Here is a 23,002-nt window from a genome sequence, read left to right on the forward strand (position 1 = left end):
GGTCAAGGGGCAATCAGGTTATTCTACGGAGCGGGCTTCTGCGATATATTGCTGAAGCTCTGCCAGCGGGATCGCACCGGGCACCAAAGCATCGCCAATTACAAATGCCGGCGTGCCGGTAAAGCCGAGGTTCTGCGCCAGCTGGTCGGACGCGGCAATGTGGCTATTGACTGCATCGCTTTGCATATCTTCGCGCAGTTGGTCTACATCCAGACCAATGGACCGCGCCAATGCAAAGATAGACGCCTCTTCCGCGCGCCCACGCATTTCCATCAAACCCCAGTGCATTTCTGCATATTTGCCCTGATTGCGCGCGGCCAATGCAGCCCGCGAGGCAAGAACGGAGCCTTCACCCAAGATCGGCCATTCACGGTAGACAACACGCACGTCGTCATCCGCTGCAAGGAGCGCCTTTACATCACCAGCTGCGCGTTTGCAGTAAGGGCAGTTGTAATCAAAGAATTCCACAATAACGGTCTCTGCATCGGGATTGCCGACAGAGGGCGCGTTTGGATCGTTTTCGAGAAACGCACGCTGGCGGAGCAGGATTTCGGCCTGTGCCGCGGCCTGTGCTGCGCTGCGCTGCTCTTCGATAAGGGCGATTGCCTCCATGATGATCTGCGGGTTTTCGCGGATCGCCTCAAGCGCCAGTGCCTTGATCTCGTCGTCTGACATGCTCTGCGCTGCGGCCCCGAAAGGAAGCAGGGTCATCAGGGCGGTGGCCAAAAGTATACGCATGTCATGTCCATTTCATCGGATAAATCGCAGGGTCGCCTGCATACAATCATTTTGCAGCACCGTTGGCCACATACATCTATGTGAATTCTGCGGCCGAACGACACAGCTCTGCATAACCAATGACACGAATGCGCAGGAATGACGCGCCCCTATCGCTTGCTCCTCTGGCCTGCTTTCGTTTAGGTGCAGGCTATGGAACAACCGCGCGCAAACAAGCCGTCACACAGGCCTGCCCTGACGTCCCTTTTCAAGGGCATCGCCGTGTTTGTGATGCTTGTTTGTATCGTGCCTTACATCGGTGTTCTTGCAGCGGCCTTGACCGGATCGTTCGACACGCTGAACAATCTGGCCGAAACGGTTCTGGGACGCTACACAATCACCACATTGATCCTTGTGGCGTTGGTCATGGCGGGGGCCGCATTTATCGGCGCAGGTGCCGCTTGGCTTGTCACGATGACCGATTTTCCCGGACGCCGCTGGATGGAAATCGCGCTGGCGCTGCCGCTTGCCTTTCCGGCCTATGTGCTGGCCTACGGTTATACGCATGTGCTCGACCATCCAGGGATCGTGCAAACCCTGCTCCGCGATCTGACAGGATGGGGACCTCGGGACTATTGGTTCCCTGAAATCCGCTCGCTGGGTGGCGCGGCGATGATGCTGACGCTGGTGCTGTATCCTTATGTCTATCTCTTGGCGCGGGCTGCATTTGCGGCGCAAGGATCGAGCACATTTCTGGCCGCGCGGGTTCTGGGCCGCTCACCTTTTTCGGCGTTCATGCATGTGTCTCTGCCCATGGCACGACCGGCGATTGCCTCGGGCGTGATGCTGGTCGCGATGGAAACGATCGCGGATTTCGGCACAGTGGCCTATTTTGGTGTGCAAACCTTCGCAGTGGGCATTTACACCAGTTGGTTTTCTCTGGCGGATCGCGCCGCAGCAGCGCAACTGGCGTTAGGTCTGTTGAGCTTTGCGCTGCTGCTTGTGATGCTGGAACGGACGAGCCGTGGTAACGCAAAATACACCAGTGGAAGGCGCAACGCCCCCTTACAGCGCCTGACCCTCAGCAAGGGTCAAAAGCTTGGTGCGTTTCTATTTTGTCTCACACCTGTTCTGCTTGGCGTGGTCCTGCCTGTCATCGCACTCAGCATTATGGCGGTGGGGTCGCAGCAAGACCTGCTCAGTCCACGCTATCTGGGCTTTATCCGTAATTCGCTCACCCTTGCTGGCATCGCTGCGGTCCTTACGGTGCTTGCGGCCCTGATCCTCGGTACCCTGCACCGTGTGAGCACAAGCCGCCTGACCGGCACGTCCCTCTATCTTGCACGGATCGGCTATGCTGTGCCGGGCGGGGTTATCGCGGTGGGGCTCCTGGTGCCGTTTGCGGCATTTGACAACGCGCTTGATAGCTGGATGCGCGCCACCTTTGACATCTCGACAGGCCTTTTGTTTACAGGCTCGATCTGGCTGTTGATTTCTGCCTATCTGATCCGGTTCCTCGCAGCAGCCATTGGCGCATATGAGGGCGGAATTGCGTCGGTTGCACCCAACATGGATGCAGCCGCACGGACCTTGGGCCAGGACATTCCCGGTCTGGTCAGACGGGTCCATATGCCCCTGTTGCGCACCAGCCTTTTGACCGCAGGCTTGATCGTCTTTGTCGATGTGATGAAGGAATTGCCCGCAACCCTGATCATGCGGCCATTCAACTACGACACACTTGCGGTGCAGGCCTATCGGCTGGCGTCAGATGAACGGCTTGAGGGTGCTGCTGTGCCCAGCCTTGTCATTGCGGCAATCGGGTTGATCCCTGTGATCCTGCTGTGTCGCAAGATCGGCACGGGTCGCGCCTGAACCCTATTGTTCTGCACGCCGCTTCCACTGCTGATAGGCCAAGAACACATGTACTGCGGTCAATAGGCCGAATATGCCAGTGATCGCACGATTACTTTCCAGCGCGTACATGACGGTCGCAAAACCCAGCAAACTCGCCGAAAACACAAACCACCATGGGCTTTGTGCCTTGGCACGGGCGCGCCGCAAATCACCGTTCCGACGGTTCTGTGCCTCTTTGCGATTGGCCTGTTGAACATAAACATGGGCGGGATCGTTGTTGTCGATTGGCATCTGCGCGGCTCCTTTTGCCCGCAGAAAAGCAAGCCTGCATATTGCAAGTCAAGTGACGGAGCGCATTACACCAAATACAAAAAAGGCGCCTCTTGCGAGGCGCCCTTTAAGCCGTGAGTGATAGAACTTATTCCCAACCGACCTGATTAAAGATCTGCTGTGCTGCTGGCAGGTTCTCTGCAACTGCGCTCAGATCAACCGCATCAGGACGGAAAAGCCCCATCGCTGCGACGGAAGGTGACAACCCAACACCGGGTACCGCAGGATATTCGTCGTTACCTGCGCTGAAGTACTGCTGTGCACGATCAGAGGCCAGATACTCGAGGAACTTGATCGCATTGTCGCGGTTCGGCGCATTCACAGCGACACCACCACCCGACAGGTTCATGTGCGCGCCCTCTGCGTTCTGTGCAGGGAAGACCCAGCCGATATTTGCAAGCGCGTCGGCGTCCAGGCCATCAACGTCAGTGCGCAGGGCGCGGGCAAAGTAGTAGGTGTTCGAGATGGCAATGTCGCATTCACCTGACACCAAACCACGCAGTTGGTCGGTATCGCCACCCTGTGGGTCACGCGCGAAGTTGTTGACGAAACCCTGCGCCCACTCTGTCGCGGCCTCTTCACCGTGGTTTTCGATCACCGCCGACAGCAGTGTCTGGGAATAGACATTGGTCGAAGACCGGTGACAGACCATCCCTTCATATGCAGGATCAGCCAGCGAGACATAGTCCTGCGGTGGGTTTGCGACGCGGTTTTTGTCATAGAAGATGATGCGCGCACGCTGGCTGAAGCCAAACCACTGGTTGTCGGCGTCCTGCAGGTAATCGGGAATGCGGGCCTCGAGGATATCGCTATCAATCGTTTGCAACAGACCGGCCTCTTTGGCACGTGCAAGGCGCGAGGTGTCAACCGTCATGAGAATATCAGCAGGCGAATTTGCACCCTCTGCCTGCATCCGGGCGATCAATTCGTCGGCGTTTGCCTCAATCCGGTTCACCGTGATGCCTGTCAGCTCGGTGAAGTCCGAATAGAGCCGTTCGTCAGTGTCATAGTGACGTGAGGAATAGAGGTTCACTTCGCCTGCGTCGCTTTGGGCATAGACGGAAGTCGCCGAAATTGTCAGGGCGGCCGTCAGGAAGAGTGAGTTTCTCAATGGTGTGCGCATGATCTTCATCCTTGCGAAGGTTGGAGTTGATGCGCGGAAACTGACAAAAATGATCAGGATATGCAATATATCCTGATCATTTTTGTCGGAGAAAAATTAAGACTCTGTTTTATAACAGTATTCTACCGCCCCTTCCAAACCGGATCACGCTTTTCGGCGAATGCGCGCGCGCCTTCCAACTGATCCTCCGAGTTATAGAGGGTCTCGACCGCGGCAAACTGGCTTTTGGTGATCCGATTCATTGCGTCCTGGAATTTCATATCTTCCGCCTCCCGGACCACTTCCTTGAGCGCCGCATAAACAAGCGGCGGCCCCGACGCGATAAGTGCTGCCATCTTGCGCGCTTCATCTATCAACTGATCCGCCGGAACCACGCGATTGATCAGCCCCCAGCGGGCGGCCTCTTCGGCGTCGACCCAGCGCCCCGTCATAAGCATTTCCATCGCGATGTGATAGGGAATTCGTTTGGGCAACTTGCAGGACGCGGCATCAGCCACGGTGCCGGAGCGAATTTCAGGAAGAGCGAAAGTCGCATGTTCAGCGGCCAATAGAATGTCCCCCGACAACGCCAGTTCCAGTCCGCCACCGCAGCAAATCCCGTTGATTGCCATGATCACCGGCTTATTCATGCGCGGCAATTCCTGCAGCCCGCCAAAGCCGCCTTTGCCATAGTCGCCATCGACGGCATCACCCTCAGCGGCCGCCTTGAGGTCCCAGCCCGGGCAAAAGAACTTCTCGCCCGCGCCAGTGACAATCACCACGCGCAGGTCAGGGTCATCACGGAAATCGGCAAAGACCTCGCCCATGATCCGGCTGGTCGCCAGATCAATCGCGTTCGCTTTGGGGCGGTCCAGCGTCACCTCGAGGATATGCCCGTCGCGGGTGGTCTTGATGGGGCCGTCAGTCATGGCGTTCTCCTGTTGTGATCAACGCATCCGCCGCGACGGCCCCTTTTAGGCCACACATTAGCGGGTTGATTTCTATCTCTATTGGCGTCTGTGCCATGACATAGGACTGTACCGCCAGCACCGCGTCAATGATCGCCTGGGTATCGACCGCAGGCGCGCCGCGATAGCCGTTCAGAACAGGTGCAATCCGCAATTCACCAAGCGCCTGCTTAATGTCACCGGCATCAACGGGCAGGATCAGGCTCGTACTGTCGTCCAGAATTTCCGCCCAGGTCCCGCCCGCTGCAAGTGTCAGCACATAGCCATGCGCCGGATCAAGCACGACACCAACAAGAAGCTCGACGATCACATCGGTGATCATCTGTTCGACCAGAAAGGTCTCCGTCGGCATTGCCTCGGCGGCACGCAGCAAAGCCGCCTGGTCAGCAATCGCCACGACAACTGCGCCCGCCTCGGTCTTATGGGCGACACCGGTACCTTTCAGCACAACTGGAAAGCCAACCACCTGCCCGGCATCTGCAAGCCCTTTGATGTTAGTGACGTATTCCGACCGCGGGACCGGCAGGCCATAGCCCTTCAAGACCTGCTTTGCTTCGGCCTCACTCATTACCTGCGCTGGCCGCACCAGTGGCGGGACAAACAGCCCTGCCCCTTTCGGCTTCCCGACACGCGCCGCGACCGCGATCGCCTCAATCGCCTCGGTCATGCCGCAAAGCGGCAGGATGCCCCGCGCCACAAGATCAATGGCAACATGCTCGGGCAGGTTTTCGACCAATGAACTCAGCACCGCGATAGGGCGGCCTGTCTGCGCCTGCGCGCGTTCTACGGCATTCAGCACCAAGTCCCACGCAGGGGCTGTGCAGCGGTCAGGGCGCGGGAAATCAAGGATCACGACGCCCAGCGCCATGTCCGGTGACATCATGGCGGAAAATGTGGCGGCCATCGCGTCTTCGTTGCCCCAGATAAAGGTATGGTAGTCGAGCGGATTGGCTAACGCCACGATTGGCCCAAGAGTGTTTCGCAGATCAACGGTTTGCGCCTCTGAAAGCGGCGGAAACGAGATCGACCGTCCCTGCGCCATATCAGCCATCAGGCTGGCCTCACCACCCGAACACGACATCGAGGCGACCGTAGCTTCACCCAAAGGCCCCACAACATGCAAAAGCTTGAGAGTCTCGAGAAAGGCCGAGAGTGACGACACCCGCCCGATCCCCAGACGATTAAAAAGCGCATCAGCACCCGCGTCGCTGCCCGCAAGCGAGGCGGTGTGCGAAATCGCGGCTCTTTGCGCCTGTTCGGATTTCCCGGTTTTCAACGCGACAATCGGCTTGCCCGAACGCCGTGCTGTCGCAGCCAGCTCCACAAAACCCGCGAGGTCATCTATGCCCTCCAGATAGAGCCCCAGCGCCGTGACCTTGGGGTTCGCCAGCAACGTCCTGCCAATCTCGGACAGACCGGTTTGCGCCTGATTGCCCACGGTCGCGACATAGGCAATCGGCAAACCGCGGGTCTGCATGGTCAGATTGATCGCCACATTCGAGGATTGCGCGATCAGGGCCACCCCACTGTCCACGCGGAGGCCACCATGCTGATCAGGCCAAAGGGTAACGCCATCGAGATAATTCAGGAACCCATAGCAGTTGGGGCCGATCACCGGCATATCACCCGCCGCCACCAGAAGCGCCTGTTGCAGGTCATGCCCGTCCGCGACCTCATGTGCCGCCTCGCTAAAACCCGAGGCAAAACAAATGGCGCCACCCGCACCAATCGCGGCAAGTGCTTCTACTGCCGCGACGGTCGCGTGCCTGTTGACACCAATAAACACCGCATCAGGTGGCGCGGGCAGGTCCGCAATTTCGCGAAAGGGTAAAAGGCCTGCCACGTCATCTTTGGTGGGATGCACCACCCAGATGTCTCCGGCAAAACCGATCTTCTGGCACTGGCGGATCACTTCAGCACCCCATGCCCCGCCACCGATCACGGCGATAGAGCAGGGGTTAAAAAGCCGCGTCAGCCTGTCCATCAGGCCCCCAGAGGACGCAGCAATTCGCGGCTGATAATGTGGCGCTGGATTTCCGATGTGCCGTCCCAGATCCGCTCGACCCTTGCATCGCGCCAGAACCGTTCAATCGGGAAATCGCTCATCAATCCCATGCCGCCATAAATTTGCAGGGTCGCGTCCGTGACGCTGGCCAGCATTTCGGTGGCATAAACCTTGGCCGAGGCAATTTCACGGTTTGCCGGTAGCCCTTGATCCAGACGCCACGCGGCAGCAAGCGTCAGCATATCTGCCGCGTCAATCTCGGTGATCATGTCGGCGATCTGGAAACTGACGCCCTGAAATTTGCCGATAGGCTGGCCGAATTGCTTGCGCTCAGCGGCATACTTCAGCGCATAATCGAAGCACCGCCGCGCCCGCCCAACCGACATGGTGGCCACGGTAATCCGTGTGGCGTAGAGCCACTCATTCATCACCGCAAAACCGCCATCAACCTCACCCAGAACCTGCGCATCGGGCAGGCGGCAATTATCAAAATCGAGAATGCAATTCTTATATCCACGGTGGCTGACCGATTGGTAACCATCCCGCACCTCAAAACCCGGCGTCCCGCGGTCAACCAGAAATGTGGTAATACGTTTCTTGGGCCCACGGGGCGTGTCATCAACGCCGGTTGCGACAAAGACAATAAAGAAATCCGCGTGATCCGCACCCGAGATGAAATGCTTGGACCCGTTGAGCACCCAATCGCCGCCATCGCGTACCGCAGAACATTTCATCCCTCGCACGTCCGATCCTGCATCAGGCTCCGTCATCGCCAGCGCATCCATCCGTTCGCCGCGCACCGCAGGCCGCAGATACCGCTCAACCTGATCTCCCTGACAGGCCATCAGGATATTCTGCGGGCGCCCGAAGAAGTGGTTCAGCGCCATCGACCCGCGCCCCAATTCCCGCTCGACCAGCGCAAACTCAACGTGGCTCAAGCCTGCGCCACCAACCTCTTGCGGAAAGTTGCAGGCATAAAACCCCAGTTCAATCGTCTTGCGTTTGATCTCATCGGCGATTTCTTTTGGAACTTCCCCACTCCGTTCGACCGCATCTTCATGGGGATAGATTTCGCGTTCCACAAAAGACCGTACGGTATCCACGATCATTTGTTGTTCATCGGTCAGGCCAAAATGCATGGTTGGCTCCGTTTTGGTGCTTCACCGCAAACCGTAAGAAGCCGCCCTGGAAAAGTCATGCAGAATTGCAGTCACTTACGAGAAAACGTGCAGAGCGGCAATGTTTGCTGTTTTTATCCACGCGGATTAGTCTGGCTGTATTCAGCCAACGGGGATCGTATGCTCACCACCTGCACTGAAACAGTCAGTATCCTTTATGCCATCGCCTTTGGCGCAGGTGATGCCTGCATCGACGTCAGCGCAGGGTCGATCCTGACCGCTTTCGGCGCGTTTATGGTGCTTGTGGTTATTGCCCAGTTTCTTGCACGCAAGCTCTGGGCAAAGCTGACACAGTCACAACCCCATGCTGCACCTGAACCTACCATGCCAGATCACGACCACCCGTTCAGCGACGATCCGAATTATCGCGACAGCGCCATCCGGCCCAGCAAACGCTAGCTTGCCGGCCGGTTGTTTCCGCCAATCGCGCGGGTCAGGCGCGCTGCGGCTTCCATGACATCTTCGGCCAAGGCCGCGATCCGGTCATCGGTGATCCGTGACGTCGGACCCGAGACTGAAATTCCCGCCACCGCCTCGCCAAAGACATTATAGACGGGGGCCGCGATGCACCGCATGCCGATGTTGCGTTCTTCGCCGTCAAAAGCATAGCCGCGCGCCTTGGTCGCATGCAGATCGGCGATCATGGCTTCGGGATCGGTCAGCGTATGCGGTGTAAACTGTTCAAGCTTGCCGGCGGCCAGCACTGCACGTTGGCGTTTGTCGTCCATGCGTGACAGCAACGCTTTGCCGATGCCCGATGAATGCATCGCTGATGCGGTCCCGGGCGGAAAGAAAGCGCGGATTGTTGCGTGCGTCTCAACCTGCCCCAAAAAGAGCACCTGACCATCCCGTTCGATTCCAAGGTTCGCAGTCTCGCCCGTCGCCTCCATCAGATCACGCATGATGGGCCGTGCGCGTTCGACCAGCGACGTGCGGCGCAGGAACATTGATCCGGTCAGGAATGCAGCGGGGCCAATGCTCCAGACCTGGCTTTGCGGATCGAAGTCGGCAAAGCCGCGACCCTGAAATGTGGTCAGAACACGGTAAACGGTTGCGGGGGATTGCCCAAGGGCGCCCGCAATTTCGGACAGGGTGCTGCCTTGCATTTCACCCAACTGGACCAGTACCTCTAACGCGCGATCAAGCGATTTAATCGTATTCTGCGCCCCCTTGTCGTCCCATGCCTTGGGGCGGCCACGGCCACGCTTTACCTCTTCTTCCATGATTTTTCTCATATCTGAAATTACATTTCACATTATGAAAAATACAAAGCACTGACAACAAACATTTTTCTCATGCAGTCACTTTCTGAAAAACAATTTCAAAAAAATATGCAGACAGGGTCTGTTCTGGCAAAACACGATCAACCCAATGGAGGATTGGACGATGAGCTTTCAGAACCCCGTATTTATTCCCGGCCCGACGAATATGCCCGAGGCTATTCGCAAGGCCTGCGACATGCCGACGATTGACCACCGGTCACCGCTTTTCGGGCAAATCCTGCACCCAGCGCGTGCGGGCGTTCAGGAAATACTGAAGTCCGACACGGCTGAAGTCTTCATCTTTCCGTCTACCGGTACCGGCGGATGGGAGACAGCACTCACAAATACCCTGTCTCCCGGCGATACGGTTCTGGCGGCGCGCAACGGGATGTTCAGCCACCGCTGGATTGATATGTGCCAGCGGCACGGGCTGGATATGCAGATCGTTGAGACCCCATGGGGCCAAGGTATTCCTGCGGACCGTTACGCAGAAATCCTGAAAGCGGACACCGCGCATAAGATCAAAGTAGTGCTTGCGACACACAACGAGACCGCAACCGGCGTGAAATCAGACATCGCTGCCGTCCGCAAAGCGCTGGATGCCGCGGACCACCCTGCAATGCTCTTTGTGGATGGGGTCAGCTCTATCGGTTCAATGGATTTCCGCTTTGATGAGTGGGGCGTTGATGTTGCGGTGACGGGTTCGCAGAAAGGCTTTATGTTGCCTGCGGGCCTCGCGATTGTTGGCTTCAGCCAAAAAGCGCTGGCGGCCAGCAAGACGGCGCAACTGCCGCGCACCTTCTTTGACATCGCTGATATGACCAAGGGCTATGCGGCCAATGCCTATCCCTACACGCCCGCGGTCGGTCTGATGAACGGGCTGCTTCTTGCGACCGAGATGTTGCTGAAAGAAGGTCTCGAGAACGTCTTTGCGCGGCACAACCGGATCGCATCTGGTGTACGAGCCGCCGTGGATGCCTGGGGGCTGGAACTTTGCGCGGCTTCCCCTGATCTCTATTCCGACACGGTCAGTGCGATCAAAACACCTGAAGGGTTTAACGCGACCGATATCGTCACCCATGCCGCCGAAAAATATGGCGTCGCATTCGGTGTTGGCCTTGGCGAAGTGGCTGGCAAAGTCTTCCGGATCGGCCACCTTGGCAGCATGACAGATGTCATGGCGCTGTCCGGCATTGCCACCGCCGAGATGTGCATGGTCGACCTTGGTCTTGATATCAAACTCGGCTCTGGCGTGGCGGCAGCACAGGAATACTATCGCGGGTCAACAGGCCTGAAATTGCGGGATGCAGCATAATGAAAGATCAGACAGACATGTATATTCCGACCTATCAGGACATGCTTGATGCGCATGAACGCATCAAGCCGCATATCAACCGTACACCCATCCGCACTTCGGACTACCTCAATGAATTGACCGGCGCGCAACTGTTTTTCAAATGCGAGAACTTCCAGGAACCGGGGGCGTTCAAGGTGCGTGGTGCCGCAAATGCAGTCTTTGGACTGACGGATGAGCAGGCCAAGCATGGCGTGGCCACCCACTCTTCGGGCAACCATGCATCCTGCCTCAGCTATGCCGCGATGCGCCGGGGCATTCCGTGCAACGTGGTCATGCCGCGCACAGCACCGCAGGCCAAAAAAGACACGGTGCGCCGTTATGGCGGGGTGATCACGGAATGTGAGCCCTCGACCACATCACGCGAGGAAACATTCGCGCGTGTGCAGGCCGAAACGGGCGGCGATTTTGTCCACCCTTACAACGATCCACGGGTGATTGCAGGACAGGGCACGTGCTCCAAGGAATTCATGGAGCAGGTGGACGGGCTTGAGATGATGGTCGCCCCCATCGGTGGTGGCGGTATGATCTCCGGCACTTGCCTGACACTGTCGACCCTCGCGCCCGAGGTGCAGATCATCGCCGCCGAACCGGAACAGGCCGATGATGCCTACCGCAGCTTCAAAGCGGGCCATATCATCGCGGATGATGCGCCAAAAACCATCGCTGACGGGCTCTTGGTACCGCTGAAAGAACGGACATGGCATTTCGTGTCCAACTACGTGACCGATATTTACACCGCGTCAGAGGAAGAGATCATCGACGCGATGAAGATCACTTGGAAACATCTGCGGATCGTGATGGAGGCAAGCTGCGCTGTGCCACTGGCCACAATCCTGAAGAACAAAGACAAATTCGACGGCAAGCGTGTCGGTGTGATCATCACCGGCGGCAACGTCGACCTCGATAAACTGCCTTGGATGCAAGGTTAAAGGGAGAAGACCCATGAACGATATGAGCAACCTCAAGAACCTCGAAGTCGGCTACGACGTCCCTGCCCTGCCTGGCATGGATGAAGCGGACATCCAGACTCCCTGCCTCGTGCTTGATCTGGACGCGCTGGAGCGGAACATCAAAAAGATGGGTGATTTTGCGAAATCGCACGGTATGCGCCACCGCGTACATGGCAAGATGCACAAATCTGTCGATGTGGCGCTGCTGCAGGAACGCCTTGGCGGGTCGGTTGGTGTCTGCTGTCAGAAGGTGTCAGAGGCGGAAGTGTTCGCCCGTGGCGGCATCAAGGATGTCCTGGTGTCCAACCAGGTTCGCCAGCCTGAAAAGATTGACCGTCTTGCACGGATGCCGAAACTTGGCGCGCGTACGATTTGCTGTGTGGACGACATCGACAACGTGGCAGATCTGTCAGCCGCAGCGATGAAGCATGGCACACAGATCGAATGCCTCGTTGAAATCGACGTAGGCGCAGGCCGCTGTGGCGTGCAATACGGCCAGCCTGTTGTTGATCTGGCCAAGGCGATCGACGCGGCACCGGGCCTCAAGTACGCAGGCATTCAGGCCTATCAGGGCGCAATGCAGCACCTTGATTCCTACGAGGAGCGTCAGGGCAAAACCCAGATCGCGATTGATCAGGTGCGCGAAACGTTGGAAATGCTGAAGGCCGAAGGCATTGAGTCCGACATCGTCGGCGGCGGCGGCACAGGTTCTTACTACTTCGAAAGCGCCTCTGGTGTGTTCAACGAATTGCAGTGCGGATCCTACGCTTTCATGGACGCGGACTATGGCCGCATCCTCGACAAGGACGGCAAGCGCATTGACCAAGGCGAATGGGAAAACGCGCTGTTTATCCTGACCTCCGTGATGAGCCACGCGAAGGCCGACAAGGCCATCGTGGACGCGGGCCTGAAGGCACAGTCTGTCGACAGTGGTCTGCCGACGATCTTTGGCCGCACGGACGTGCAATACGTCAAATGCTCGGACGAACACGGCGTGGTTGCCGACCCGGACGGTGTGTTGAAGGTCAACGACAAGCTCAAGCTGGTGCCGGGCCACTGTGACCCGACCTGCAACGTGCATGACTGGTATGTGGGTGTACGCAACGGCAAGGTTGAAACGCTGTGGCCTGTGTCCGCACGCGGCAAAGCCTACTAACGCGCTCTTCCCTCCCTATCGGTCGCTCATCGCGAAGACAGCCCCGCAAGGGCTGGATGAGCGGCCGTCAATGAAAGACCACGACCATGATTATCGTTCCCGAAAAAGAAATCGCAGGCCTGCTGACCCGTGCCGATGCGTTTGAGGCTGTCGAAAAAGTCTTTGCCTCGATGTCCAAAGGCAGCGCCTACAACTTTCCTGTGATCCGCGAAGCGATCGGCTATGAAGATGCGCTTTACGGCTTTAAAGGCGGTTTCGATAAAGCAGGCATGGCGCTTGGCCTTAAGGCGGGCGGCTATTGGCCGAACAACCTTGAAAAGCACGGCGAGATCAATCACCAGTCGACGGTCTTTCTGTTTGATCCTGATACCGGCAAGGTCAAGGCGATGGTCGGCGGGAACCTTCTGACAGCCCTGCGCACCGCTGCGGCATCTTCGGTCTCGATCAAACATCTGGCGCGTAAGGACGCCAAGGTCATGGGCATGGTTGGCGCTGGCCATCAGGCCACTTTCCAACTGCGCGCCGCCTTGGAACAGCGCAACTTTGAAAAAGTCATCGGCTGGAACTATCACCCCGAAATGCTGCCCAATATCGAAAAGGTCGCCAGTGAAGCCGGTGTACCCTTCGAGGCCGTCCCGCTTGAGGGTCTGGTCGAGGCCGATGTCCTGATCTCGATCACGTCGACTTTCGCGCCCACCATCATGGCCGATCACATCGCCCCCGGCACACATATCGCCTGCATGGGCACCGACACCAAAGGCAAACAAGAGGTCGAAGCCAGCCTTCTGGCGCGCGCCACCGTCTTTACCGACGAGGTTGCGCAATCCATCTCCATCGGCGAGGCGCAACATGCGATTGCGAGCGGTCTGATCGCGCAAAGCGATGTGCATGAGCTTGGTGCAGTCATCAACGGCACCCACCCGGGCCGCACGCGTGCAGACGAAATCACCCTTTTCGATGGCACTGGCGTAGGCCTGCAGGATTTGGCCGTTGCAGCCTCGATCGTCGATCTGGCGGTTGAAAAAGGTGTCGCAACAATCGTCGATTTCTAGCGCACGCCTGGGCCTTCCCTACCCATCAAAGCTGATCCGAAACACGGCACCCGGCGCATCAAGCAGCCGGATGCTGGCCCCCTGCGTCTCAAGCATCTGTCGCACAATCGGCAGGCCCATGCCCGTGCCGCCTGCATCCCGCCGTGTGGTGAAGAACGGATCAAAAATGCGGTCGCGATTACCGGCACTGATCCCCGCACCATCGTCCTGCACCACTATATGCGTAACTTGATAGTCAAAGCTGATCGTTTTGGCCCCATGCGCCAAAGCATTCCCGACCAGATGCCTGGCGACAACATCCATGACATCCCGTGGAAGGGGCACCAACCCGTCGGTCAACACAACTGCCGGTCCGATATCCCCGACCACATCGCTCAAAAGACATTCCCCGGGCGCAATCACATCCTGCGCCCGTGCAAGCGCTCGCTGCCCGTCCAGAAGCGCCTCCATGCGTGCGGTATTTTCGCGAATACCGCGCAGCAGTTGCACACGATCCGCGGCCTCCAGATCAGGGTCTTCCAACAGTTCGGCAGCGCCTTGAATAACGGTGAGCGGCGACTTGAGTTCATGGGTCACATGATCCGCATAACTGCGCAGCACGGTTTCCCGCCCCCGCAGTACCGCGGTCATTTCAAGCACAGCCTCGCCCAATTGCGAAAACTCCGGCGTGCCGAAGTGCGTGGGAGCATCACTGGCACCCTCATTGCGGGCATAGGCCGTCAGGGCGCGCACGGGTTGCAAAACCAACCGCCAGAGCAGCACCCCAAGGATCACCGTTGCAACAAAGGCCATCAAACCGATCATCCATGAGGTCTCACCCCACCCCAGAACACCACCCGCAACGCGAAAATAGCCGATCCCGATCAGCGGCAGAAAAAATACCGCCGCCAGCGTCCCGCCCAGCACCAAGGCCAGCGGAGGCCGCCACTTGCGGATTACGCGCCGCGGCATGCACCCATCCTGATCCCCACGCCATGCACGGTCTCGATCGCATCAGGGCAACCGGCCTGCCCCAATTTGCCGCGCAGGTTCCGCAAATGGCTATCCATTGTCCGGTCGCTGACATTCACGTTGGTGCCGTAGATCGCGTCCACCAACTGCGGCCGCGACATCACGTGATCAGGGCGTGCAATCAGACGTTCCAGCAGGTCCATTTCCCGCGCAGTCAGCAGAACCGTGTCATCGCCCACATGGCACAAATGCCGCGCGGGATCGACGCTCAGGATACCACGCCGCAGGACAGTTTGCGCGACGACCGCGCCCTGTGTGCGCTTGAGGATCGCACGCACCCGCGCCACCAGCTCACGCGGTGAAAACGGCTTTGCGACATAGTCATCGGCCCCTAGTTCAAGCCCGACAACGCGGTCGATCTCATCCACATGGGCGGTCAGAAAGAGGATCGGCACCTGAGACGTCTTGCGCAACGTGCGGCACACTTCCAAGCCGTCCATTTCAGGCATCCCGATATCAAGAACAATCAGATCAGGGCGCAGGCTCTCGGCTTTTTCCAGCGCCGCACGTCCATCTGGCGCTTCGGCGACACCAAAGCCCGCCTGCGTCAATCCGATCCGCACAACAGCGCGGATTTGGGCGTCATCATCGGCAACCAAGATCATTGTTCAATCTCCATGGTCGCCAAACTACGGTGCAAGCGTGCGTTGCGGTAGCCCCATTCACGCCAATCCTCACGCTGGGACAGAAAGGGGCGATAGCTAAAGCAAAGCTCTGTGCCAGTTTCCAGATCATGCTTGAGGATTGCCGGAACAGCCCCTTCGCTCAACCCGCAAAGATAGAAATCAGGCCCACGGTCATCGGAAAGGTTATGGCGCGCGATCAGGCCATCAATGTTCACCAGATTGCACAGGTAAATCGCCAGCAGGCCCAAACCAAAGGCCCTTTGCAGGAACCAACCAACGGTGCGTCGCCCGACGGTCTGCATGATGATCAAGACAAGCCCCAGCGCCACAACAACCATCCAGACAAAGGCGGCAAACCGCAGGCGCGTCAGACCATAAACATCAACATAAAGATCCAGCCGCAGGATCGAAGAGATCACCAACACGACATTCTGCCCGATCCAGAGATACAACAACCGCCGCACCAGCGCCCCGCTGCCCAGATAGGGTTGCGCCAAGAGCGCGAAAACACCGGCAAGCAATGCCGTCGCCATTAAAGGATATGCCCCGCGATGGGCATATTGCGCGTAGGTCATACCTTCTGGCAAAGCGACACCACCCCAAAGATACCCCACATCCAGCGACGTCTGGATCAGGAAGATCACATTGAAGACGACCAATGCGCGACTGACCGAGCGTTCACTCAGAAACGCGGACCGCAGGGCGCGCATCTGGCTCGGGTGAGCACGGGTCAAGTGCGGCATGATTTGGGTCAGCCGCAGCAAGGGCCAGATGGCAAATGCAATCAACAGCCAGAAAACAACACGCGCGAACTCCGGCAGGACATCAAATTCAGTGCTTGCAAAGGTCAACAGCCATTGGTCCAAAAGCGGGTTCGCCGCAACAAAGAGAAAAAGAAACAAGGCCCCGGCCAAGACAGGCAAGGCCCAGTCGAAAAGCGCACCGCGAAAACCACCCCGCGCGGAGGCCGGCACGCGTATGGCAAAAGCGTCCCGGATGGACTGAACCGCCCCAACGCCGGGCAGCCGTGCAACGGCGCGCCAAAGGGAGGCGCCATGCAAGTCTTCAGCGACGATCATCACCGCGAAGGTACTCAGCCCCAGCAAACCGACCATCACTGTCCCGAACTGGACCACTTCCACCAAAGGGGCGACCGCAACAATCAGGACTCCCAACGCCGCGAACGCACGCCGCTTTGTCAGCCTGCGCGCCACTGTCAAAGCAACCGCGCCCCCTATTAAGAGCATCCAAAGGCCCAGGCCAAACCCGGGCCTTAGATCCCAGACCAGCACATCGCCCAACAGCAATGCTGCAATCAGAACCGGCCCTGCACGGACCCCGCGTGGCGGGTCCTCGTCATCCAGCCACCACGCATCTTTCGCAATCCGATACGGCACACCGCGCACAACCATAGTCTTTCCTTTCTGCTCTTGTCAGAAAGGTCCTACGGGTGCGCCGTGCAAAGCAGGCTGTGCAATTGTGCAGGTTTTGTGCAGAGCGTCCTAGACCGCAGCAGCAGCACGAATGGCGCAGATGTTTTCGCCATAAGGTGCCGGATTGCTGACCGACCCGCCGCGGAATACCGCCGAGCCCGCGACCAGAACATCAGCACCCGCAGCAGCGACCAAAGGTGCTGTTGTCGGATCAACGCCGCCGTCAATCTCGATATGGATCGGGCGGTCACCGATCATGGCGCGCAATTCGCGCACCTTTTCAACTTGACTGTGAATGAACTTCTGCCCGCCGAACCCGGGGTTCACGGTCATCACACAGACCAGATCGACCATATCCAGCAGCATTTCAACCGAGGACGCAGGCGTGCCGGGGTTCAGCGCCACACCCGCCTTTGCACCCGCACCACGAATGGCTTGCAAGGTCCGGTGAATATGCGGCCCAGCCTCGACATGTGCGGTGATCACATCGGCACCGGCATTGGCAAATCCTTCAATATAGGGATCAACCGGCGCAATCATCAAATGCACATCCATGACACCTTTGATATGCGGACGGATCGCGGCACAGGTGGCCGGACCAAAGGTGATGTTGGGCACAAAGTGCCCGTCCATGACATCCACATGCACCCAATCGGCACCCTGCGCTTCAATTGCCTCACACTCCGCGCCAAAATTGGCGAAATCAGCCGAGAGAATGGACGGGGCGATCTTGATTGTGCGGTCAAAGCTCATGGGGCACCTCGTTTGATTGGGTTGGGGACGCCATAGCGTGGCGCTGACGGTTTGTCACGCCAATCACGTACGATTCGGCCTGACTCATGCAGCCCATGGCGGACCACGAAACAGAGATTGCATGAAGGTCCCAGAATCCCTTGATTATTTCGGCCAAAATCACACGTCTTTTCATGCTGCACCGCAGCAATGACTGTGCTAATTTGATTTCATGAAACACACGCTCTTTCATGCTGACATCCTGGCCACCGGCACGCAAATCCGGCTGACGCGGGCAACGCTGGCGCCGACACGCCCCAGAACACTGCATGATCACGACTTTTATGAACTTTTCTGGGTACAAAACGGCATGGTCCGCCATCATCTCGCCGGTGGCGCCGAAACGCTTGGCGAAGGTGAGCTTGTCTTTATTCAACCGGGACAGCCCCACGCCCTGCAAGGACGCGGCGAACATGCGCTTGTGGTGTCGCTCAGCATCCATCCCGATATCATCAAGGCGCTGGTTGCGCGGCACCCCAGCGTCGATGGACATTTGTTCTGGGCCCCCCAAGGCCCTGTGCAAACGCACCGTGATATCCGGCAACTGGCGGCACTCAACCATGCCGCCGTACAGTTGGAAAATAGCCCTTGCGACACGCTTGCCGCCGAAGCGTTCTTGCTGCCGCTCTGTGCCGACCTGACCGCAAACGTCTTTGACACGCAGATCCCCGAATGGCTGTTAACCGCTTGCAACGCCGCCAAATCACCAGAGGTCTTTCGCGACGGATCCGCAGGATTGGTCGCGATTACGGGCAAAGCGCACCCGCATGTCAGCCGGATGATGCGCAAATATCTGGGGCAGACACCGTCCGACTACATCAATCACATCCGGATGGAACATGCCGCCCGCGCCCTGACCACGGACAGCGAAGCGATCAGCGAAATCGCTGCGGATTGCGGCATCCCCAACATGTCGCATTTCCACAAACTGTTTCGCGCAGCCCACGGGCTGACCCCTTTGCAGTATCGGCAAAAATACCAAAAACAGGTCGTACAACCGGCCTGAGCCGCGCGACGTCAGGTCAGACAACATAATATTTGACCAAGCGGTCAAACCTTGCCAATACAGCGCCAAAGTGCCACCTTCACGAGGCACCGCAGGAGGCCACCTTGCAAACCACCCACTCCCCCACGCTTGCGACATCGCAACTGCCGCAAGTCCATGAACCCCGCAACGACGGCATGCCGCTTGATCTGGATTGGGTCATGGCAGTGCAGGCCAATACTTCGGCCATCGAACGGCGGGCACAAACCCTGCCCGGACGGCGCAGCGTCAAGAAGGATTATCAAGCGGCATGGCTCTGCAAGGCGATCAGCCTGATGGACCTGACCACACTGTCCGGCGATGACAGCGAAGGCCGCGTGCGGCGTCTTTGCGCCAAAGCGCGCCAGCCTGTTGCGCAACCCATCCTTGAGGCGCTGGGGATGGAAGGCCTGACCACAGGTGCGGTCTGCGTCTATCACGATATGGTTGCAACGGCAGTCGATGCGCTCCAAGGCACGAATATTCCAGTCGCGGCGGTCTCGACCGGCTTTCCAGCCGGCCTCTCGCCCTTCCATTTGCGCATTGCCGAGATCGGCGAAAGCGTTGCCGCGGGCGCGCAGGAAATCGACATCGTGATCAGCCGCCGCCATGTGCTGACAGGCAACTGGCAAGCGCTTTATGATGAAATGAAGGAAATGCGCGCTGCCTGTGGCGACGCGCATGTCAAAGCGATTTTGGCCACAGGCGAACTTGGCACCCTGCGCAACGTCGCCCGTGCCAGCCTTGTATGCATGATGGCGGGCGCCGATTTCATCAAGACATCGACCGGCAAAGAGCCGGTGAATGCCACTCTCCCTGTTACACTTACCATGATCCGCGCGATCCGCGATTATCAGGATCGTACCGGCATTAAAGTCGGCTATAAACCCGCCGGCGGCATCAGCAAGGCCAAGGATGCCTTGGTTTATCTGAGCATGATCAAGGACGAACTGGGTGACCGCTGGCTGCAACCTGATCTTTTCCGCTTTGGCGCCTCTAGCCTTCTGGGCGACATCGAACGGCAACTCGAACATCACGTCACAGGCGCCTATTCCGCCCAGTGGCGGCACGCGATTGGATAAGCCATGACCATTAAAGAAATATTCGACACCATGGATTACGGCCCCGCCCCCGAAAGCAGTGCCGAGGCGCTGGCGTGGCTGGCCGATCATGACGGCATCGCGGGCCATTACATCAACGGCAAATGGGGCGCCATGCGCGACGACTTTGCCACTAACAATCCGGCCACCGGCGAACGACTGGCAGGAGTCACCAAGGGCACTTCCGAAGAAATCGCCCTTGCCGTCACCGCCGCGCGCAAGGCACAGCCCGCTTGGTCCAAATCCGGCCACAAACGCGCCCGTGTCCTTTATGCCATCGCGCGTCTGATGCAAAAACATGCCCGCCTGCTCGCAGTGATGGAAACGCTCGACAATGGCAAACCGATCCGCGAAAGCCGCGACATCGACGTGCCCTTGGCAATCCGGCATTTCTATCATCATGCGGGCTTTGCCCAGCTGATGAAATCCGAACTCCCCGACCGCGAGGCCATAGGGGTGAGCGGGCAGATCATCCCGTGGAATTTCCCGCTGCTGATGCTCGCTTGGAAAATCGCACCCGCATTGGCGATGGGCAACACGGTCGTGCTGAAACCCGCCGAATATACCCCGCTCACCGCAATGGTTTTCGCCGACATTTGCACGCAAGCAGGTGTGCCGCCGGGTGTCGTGAACATCGTCACCGGTGACGGCGAAACCGGGGCGGCGCTGGTCGCCGCCGAGGTCGATAAGATCGCTTTCACCGGATCAACCGAAGTCGGCCGCAAAATCCGCGAGGCAACCGCTGGATCAGGCAAGGCACTCAGCCTCGAACTGGGCGGCAAATCCCCTTACATCGTATTCGAGGATGCCGACATTGACAGCGCCGTTGAAGGCCTCGTCGATGCAATCTGGTTCAATCAGGGACAAGTCTGCTGCGCTGGTTCGCGCCTGTTGGTGCAAGAGGGCATCGCAGAGCGCTTCTACACAAAACTGAAGGCCCGCATGGACGGGCTGCGCATCGGCGATCCACTGGACAAATGCATCGATGTGGGCGCCATCGTTGACCCTGTCCAACTGGCGCAAATCACTAAAATGGTCAGCGCCAATACCGAAGGTGAAACCTATCAGGTCAAAGCACCCGAAGGCTGCTTTTATCCGCCAACGCTGATCACCGGCCTGTCGCCAGCTTCAACGCTGATGCAGGAAGAAATCTTTGGCCCTGTTTTGGCCGCGACAACCTTCCGCACCCCGTCCGAAGCAGTCGAGATCGCCAATAACACGCGCTACGGTCTGGCCGCATCAATCTGGTCTGAAAACATCAACCTTGCCCTTGATATCGCGCCCAAACTGGCCGCAGGCATCGTCTGGGTCAACGGCACCAATATGATGGACGCCGCTGCCGGTTTCGGTGGTGTGCGCGAAAGCGGTTTCGGGCGCGAAGGCGGATGGGAAGGGTTGGCAGGGTATACCAAACCGACAGGCACGGCCAAAGCGCTGAAGAAGATCAAAGCCTTCACAACCGAAGACGGCCACCCTGCCGATCCGCTGGATCGCACGGCCAAGCTTTATATCGGCGGCAAACAGGCGCGGCCCGATGGCGGCTATTCCACCCCCGTTTACAGCCCCCGTGGCAAATTGCTCGGCCACGCATCGCTGGCCAATCGCAAAGACATCCGCAACGCGGTTGAGGCCTGCAACGCCGCCAAAGGCTGGTCCAGGACGACAGGGCACCTGCGCGCGCAGATCCTCTATTATGTCGCCGAAAACCTCTCGGCCCGCGCAGAGGAGTTCGCCACGCGGATCAACCAGATGACAGGTGGGCGTGGCGGCGCGGAAGAAGTCGAAGGTGCGATCCGCACCCTCTTTATCTATGCCGCATGGGCCGACAAGTATGACGGCCAAGTGCATGGCGTGCCGATCCGCGGCGTCGCTCTGGCGATGAAAGAACCGGTTGGCAACATCGGGGTCCTCTGCGACGACGCAGCACCGCTTGGCGGGTTGATCAGCGCGATGGCGCCTGCGATCGCGATGGGCAACCGCGTGATCCTCGCAGCAAGCGAACCTTTCCCGCTGGCAGCAACTGACTTCTATCAGGTGCTCGAAACCTCTGATGTTCCTGCCGGCGTGGTCAATATCCTCACCGGAAGCCACGCCGAGCTTGCCCCGACACTGGCCAAACATCTGGACATTGACGCGGTCTGGTCATTCTCAAGCAGCGACCTGAGCGCTGTGATCGAGCAGGGCAGCGCAGGCAACCTCAAACGCACATGGGTGAACTACGGCAAGGCGCTAACGCCATCGGCCCGCGACTATCTTGCCGCCAGCACAGAGGTGAAGAACATCTGGATCCCCTACGGGGAATAAAGACCTTCGGCCATTATAGGCCCGAAAATATCCTGGGGGAGACGCGGTACGCGGCGGGGGCAAAGCCCCCTACAACGTCTACTTCACAGGGCGGTTTTTGTTCTTGTCGCGCCAGCTATCCAGCCATTTGGTGAAACGTCCGCGACGCTGAGCAACCTCGGCCTGCACCTCATCGAACTGGTGTTCCGCTGCATCGAGCAACGGATCAACCGAACGTTCGCGGAACTGTCGCCACATGGCGCGGATGAACAAGAGGGCGGCCATCAATGCGATAAAGAAGAAGATGTTGAACCACGGAATGATCGTCACGTTCGGGTTGTCGATGGGCCGGATTGCCACGGCATTGGGAAAGGCCGAGAAATACTCGTTGCGCCAGCCGTAGTGGGTCATCACGGCCCATTGCGGGTCTTGCGCCGTCGAACTGAGGTCATCTGCCTCGGTCTGCAGGTTGGCTGTGTCAAATTTGAAATAGAACGGCCAGCCCCAACCGGTATCCTCGTTGCGATAAACCATCACCTCGGTTGTATCGCGCGGGACAAACCCCAGCAGCCATGTCCGCATTTTGACAGTCTGGATAAACTGCACATCACGGTTGATCAGTGTTGCGGACTGGTCATCGGGCCTTGCCCAGAAAATACGGGTCCAGTCGTTCAGGTCCTGCCGTTCCTGATAGGTATTCACAACACGCACAACATCGTGCTGCGGCAGCGCGTAATGCAACAGGCCACCGATCATCAAAAAGACGATTACCCGGAATGTGATCTTTATCTTGCGCATAACA

At 58.3% G+C, this 23,002-nt stretch carries 21 protein-coding genes; 9 read left to right on the forward strand and 12 right to left on the reverse strand.

What is annotated here, in order from left to right; genetic code table 11:
• Positions 1-18: 18 nt before the first annotated feature.
• On the reverse strand, positions 19-738 hold the full coding sequence (locus SJY29_RS12850; protein ID WP_400083581.1) for a DsbA family protein: 720 nt from the start codon (positions 736-738) through the stop codon (positions 19-21).
• 192 nt (positions 739-930) lie between these two features.
• On the opposite strand from SJY29_RS12850, the gene SJY29_RS12855 reads away from it, so the two are divergent.
• Positions 931-2,589 carry an ABC transporter permease gene (locus SJY29_RS12855; RefSeq protein WP_400083583.1) on the forward strand — a complete coding sequence of 553 codons (1,659 nt, stop codon included), beginning with the start codon at positions 931-933 and terminating at the stop codon, positions 2,587-2,589.
• A 3-nt stretch (positions 2,590-2,592) separates the two neighbouring features.
• Here SJY29_RS12855 and SJY29_RS12860 read toward each other — a convergent pair whose 3' ends face one another.
• From SJY29_RS12860 to SJY29_RS12880, 5 genes are all read right to left on the reverse strand, one after another.
• Positions 2,593-2,862 carry a hypothetical protein gene (locus tag SJY29_RS12860; RefSeq protein WP_400083585.1) on the reverse strand — a complete coding sequence of 90 codons (270 nt, stop codon included), beginning with the start codon at positions 2,860-2,862 and terminating at the stop codon, positions 2,593-2,595.
• Positions 2,863-2,989: 127 nt separating this feature from the next.
• Positions 2,990-4,024, reverse strand: coding sequence for a Fe(3+) ABC transporter substrate-binding protein (locus tag SJY29_RS12865; protein ID WP_400083587.1), 1,035 nt, complete (start codon positions 4,022-4,024; stop codon positions 2,990-2,992).
• A gap of 122 nt (positions 4,025-4,146) precedes the next feature.
• A complete protein-coding gene (locus SJY29_RS12870; protein WP_400083589.1) occupies positions 4,147-4,932 on the reverse strand; it encodes a carnitinyl-CoA dehydratase in 786 nt (261 codons plus the stop codon).
• Positions 4,925-6,955, reverse strand: a complete 2,031-nt coding sequence (locus SJY29_RS12875; RefSeq protein ID WP_400083591.1) for an acetate--CoA ligase family protein — start codon at positions 6,953-6,955, stop codon at positions 4,925-4,927. Before SJY29_RS12875 ends, SJY29_RS12870 begins: the two co-directional genes overlap by 8 nt.
• Positions 6,955-8,115 (reverse strand): acyl-CoA dehydrogenase family protein, encoded by a 1,161-nt coding sequence (locus SJY29_RS12880; protein ID WP_400083593.1) that lies wholly within the window; start codon positions 8,113-8,115, stop codon positions 6,955-6,957. The genes SJY29_RS12875 and SJY29_RS12880 overlap by 1 nt, the downstream gene beginning before the upstream one ends.
• Before the next feature lie 159 nt (positions 8,116-8,274).
• Between SJY29_RS12880 and SJY29_RS12885 the strand changes: the two genes are divergently transcribed.
• A complete protein-coding gene (locus tag SJY29_RS12885; RefSeq protein WP_400083595.1) occupies positions 8,275-8,553 on the forward strand; it encodes a hypothetical protein in 279 nt (92 codons plus the stop codon).
• Here SJY29_RS12885 and bhcR read toward each other — a convergent pair.
• Positions 8,550-9,377 (reverse strand): HTH-type transcriptional regulator BhcR, encoded by an 828-nt coding sequence (gene bhcR, locus SJY29_RS12890; RefSeq protein ID WP_400083597.1) that lies wholly within the window; start codon positions 9,375-9,377, stop codon positions 8,550-8,552. The genes SJY29_RS12885 and bhcR overlap by 4 nt on opposite strands.
• A gap of 163 nt (positions 9,378-9,540) precedes the next feature.
• On the opposite strand from bhcR, the gene bhcA reads away from it, so the two are divergent.
• The 4 genes from bhcA (at position 9,541) to bhcD (ending at position 13,931) form a co-directional block, all read left to right on the forward strand.
• Complete coding sequence (gene bhcA, locus SJY29_RS12895; RefSeq protein ID WP_400083599.1) at positions 9,541-10,731, forward strand: L-aspartate--glyoxylate aminotransferase BhcA; 1,191 nt, start codon at positions 9,541-9,543, stop codon at positions 10,729-10,731.
• Positions 10,731-11,702, forward strand: coding sequence for a beta-hydroxyaspartate dehydratase BhcB (bhcB, locus tag SJY29_RS12900; RefSeq protein WP_400083601.1), 972 nt, complete (start codon positions 10,731-10,733; stop codon positions 11,700-11,702). The genes bhcA and bhcB overlap by 1 nt, the downstream gene beginning before the upstream one ends.
• Positions 11,703-11,715: 13 nt before the next feature.
• On the forward strand, positions 11,716-12,879 hold the full coding sequence (bhcC, locus tag SJY29_RS12905) for a 3-hydroxy-D-aspartate aldolase BhcC (protein ID WP_400083603.1): 1,164 nt from the start codon (positions 11,716-11,718) through the stop codon (positions 12,877-12,879).
• An 86-nt stretch (positions 12,880-12,965) separates the two neighbouring features.
• Positions 12,966-13,931 (forward strand): iminosuccinate reductase BhcD, encoded by a 966-nt coding sequence (gene bhcD, locus SJY29_RS12910; protein ID WP_400083605.1) that lies wholly within the window; start codon positions 12,966-12,968, stop codon positions 13,929-13,931.
• A gap of 18 nt (positions 13,932-13,949) precedes the next feature.
• Here bhcD and SJY29_RS12915 read toward each other — a convergent pair whose 3' ends face one another.
• The 4 genes from SJY29_RS12915 to rpe form a co-directional block, all read right to left on the reverse strand.
• Positions 13,950-14,882 (reverse strand): sensor histidine kinase, encoded by a 933-nt coding sequence (locus tag SJY29_RS12915; RefSeq protein WP_400083607.1) that lies wholly within the window; start codon positions 14,880-14,882, stop codon positions 13,950-13,952.
• A complete protein-coding gene (locus tag SJY29_RS12920; protein ID WP_400083608.1) occupies positions 14,867-15,547 on the reverse strand; it encodes a response regulator transcription factor in 681 nt (226 codons plus the stop codon). Before SJY29_RS12920 ends, SJY29_RS12915 begins: the two co-directional genes overlap by 16 nt.
• Positions 15,544-16,980, reverse strand: coding sequence for a DUF4153 domain-containing protein (locus SJY29_RS12925; RefSeq protein WP_400083610.1), 1,437 nt, complete (start codon positions 16,978-16,980; stop codon positions 15,544-15,546). Before SJY29_RS12925 ends, SJY29_RS12920 begins: the two co-directional genes overlap by 4 nt.
• 90 nt (positions 16,981-17,070) lie before the next feature.
• The gene (gene rpe / locus SJY29_RS12930) at positions 17,071-17,754 is read right to left on the reverse strand and encodes a ribulose-phosphate 3-epimerase (RefSeq protein WP_400083612.1); all 684 of its coding nucleotides are present in this window, start codon (positions 17,752-17,754) and stop codon (positions 17,071-17,073) included.
• Positions 17,755-17,965: 211 nt separating this feature from the next.
• Between rpe and SJY29_RS12935 the strand changes: the two genes are divergently transcribed.
• The 3 genes from SJY29_RS12935 to SJY29_RS12945 all read left to right on the forward strand — a co-directional run bounded on the left by SJY29_RS12935 (position 17,966) and on the right by SJY29_RS12945 (position 22,221).
• Positions 17,966-18,799, forward strand: coding sequence for a helix-turn-helix domain-containing protein (locus tag SJY29_RS12935; protein WP_400083614.1), 834 nt, complete (start codon positions 17,966-17,968; stop codon positions 18,797-18,799).
• A 176-nt stretch (positions 18,800-18,975) separates the two neighbouring features.
• Positions 18,976-19,899, forward strand: a complete 924-nt coding sequence (deoC, locus tag SJY29_RS12940) for a deoxyribose-phosphate aldolase (RefSeq protein ID WP_321174714.1) — start codon at positions 18,976-18,978, stop codon at positions 19,897-19,899.
• Between the two features lie 3 nt (positions 19,900-19,902).
• The gene (locus tag SJY29_RS12945) at positions 19,903-22,221 is read left to right on the forward strand and encodes an aldehyde dehydrogenase family protein (protein WP_400083616.1); all 2,319 of its coding nucleotides are present in this window, start codon (positions 19,903-19,905) and stop codon (positions 22,219-22,221) included.
• A 78-nt stretch (positions 22,222-22,299) separates the two neighbouring features.
• On the opposite strand, the gene SJY29_RS12950 is transcribed toward SJY29_RS12945, so the two are convergent.
• Positions 22,300-22,998 (reverse strand): DUF1523 family protein, encoded by a 699-nt coding sequence (locus SJY29_RS12950; protein ID WP_400083618.1) that lies wholly within the window; start codon positions 22,996-22,998, stop codon positions 22,300-22,302.
• Between the last annotated feature and the right edge of the window lie 4 nt (positions 22,999-23,002).

Origin of the sequence: Yoonia sp. R78084 (assembly GCF_044595625.1) — a bacterium.
GTDB lineage: Bacteria > Pseudomonadota > Alphaproteobacteria > Rhodobacterales > Rhodobacteraceae > Yoonia.

What these genes read in the sequence shown, in the direction of transcription:
- bhcR (WP_400083597.1), bottom strand. Translation starts at nt 9,377, where the DNA reads ATGGAAGAAGAGGTAAAGCGTGGCCGTGGCCGCCCCAAGGCATGGGAC.
- deoC (WP_321174714.1), top strand. Translation starts at nt 18,976, where the DNA reads ATGCCGCTTGATCTGGATTGGGTCATGGCAGTGCAGGCCAATACTTCG.
- SJY29_RS12925 (WP_400083610.1), bottom strand. Translation starts at nt 16,980, where the DNA reads ATGGTTGTGCGCGGTGTGCCGTATCGGATTGCGAAAGATGCGTGGTGG.
- SJY29_RS12920 (WP_400083608.1), bottom strand. Translation starts at nt 15,547, where the DNA reads ATGATCTTGGTTGCCGATGATGACGCCCAAATCCGCGCTGTTGTGCGG.
- SJY29_RS12945 (WP_400083616.1), top strand. Translation starts at nt 19,903, where the DNA reads ATGACCATTAAAGAAATATTCGACACCATGGATTACGGCCCCGCCCCC.
- bhcC (WP_400083603.1), top strand. Translation starts at nt 11,716, where the DNA reads ATGAACGATATGAGCAACCTCAAGAACCTCGAAGTCGGCTACGACGTC.
- bhcD (WP_400083605.1), top strand. Translation starts at nt 12,966, where the DNA reads ATGATTATCGTTCCCGAAAAAGAAATCGCAGGCCTGCTGACCCGTGCC.
- bhcA (WP_400083599.1), top strand. Translation starts at nt 9,541, where the DNA reads ATGAGCTTTCAGAACCCCGTATTTATTCCCGGCCCGACGAATATGCCC.
- SJY29_RS12865 (WP_400083587.1), bottom strand. Translation starts at nt 4,024, where the DNA reads ATGCGCACACCATTGAGAAACTCACTCTTCCTGACGGCCGCCCTGACA.
- SJY29_RS12850 (WP_400083581.1), bottom strand. Translation starts at nt 738, where the DNA reads ATGCGTATACTTTTGGCCACCGCCCTGATGACCCTGCTTCCTTTCGGG.
- SJY29_RS12950 (WP_400083618.1), bottom strand. Translation starts at nt 22,998, where the DNA reads ATGCGCAAGATAAAGATCACATTCCGGGTAATCGTCTTTTTGATGATC.
- SJY29_RS12880 (WP_400083593.1), bottom strand. Translation starts at nt 8,115, where the DNA reads ATGCATTTTGGCCTGACCGATGAACAACAAATGATCGTGGATACCGTA.
- SJY29_RS12875 (WP_400083591.1), bottom strand. Translation starts at nt 6,955, where the DNA reads ATGGACAGGCTGACGCGGCTTTTTAACCCCTGCTCTATCGCCGTGATC.
- SJY29_RS12870 (WP_400083589.1), bottom strand. Translation starts at nt 4,932, where the DNA reads ATGACTGACGGCCCCATCAAGACCACCCGCGACGGGCATATCCTCGAG.
- bhcB (WP_400083601.1), top strand. Translation starts at nt 10,731, where the DNA reads ATGAAAGATCAGACAGACATGTATATTCCGACCTATCAGGACATGCTT.
- SJY29_RS12855 (WP_400083583.1), top strand. Translation starts at nt 931, where the DNA reads ATGGAACAACCGCGCGCAAACAAGCCGTCACACAGGCCTGCCCTGACG.
- SJY29_RS12915 (WP_400083607.1), bottom strand. Translation starts at nt 14,882, where the DNA reads ATGCCGCGGCGCGTAATCCGCAAGTGGCGGCCTCCGCTGGCCTTGGTG.
- SJY29_RS12885 (WP_400083595.1), top strand. Translation starts at nt 8,275, where the DNA reads ATGCTCACCACCTGCACTGAAACAGTCAGTATCCTTTATGCCATCGCC.
- SJY29_RS12935 (WP_400083614.1), top strand. Translation starts at nt 17,966, where the DNA reads ATGAAACACACGCTCTTTCATGCTGACATCCTGGCCACCGGCACGCAA.
- SJY29_RS12860 (WP_400083585.1), bottom strand. Translation starts at nt 2,862, where the DNA reads ATGCCAATCGACAACAACGATCCCGCCCATGTTTATGTTCAACAGGCC.
- rpe (WP_400083612.1), bottom strand. Translation starts at nt 17,754, where the DNA reads ATGAGCTTTGACCGCACAATCAAGATCGCCCCGTCCATTCTCTCGGCT.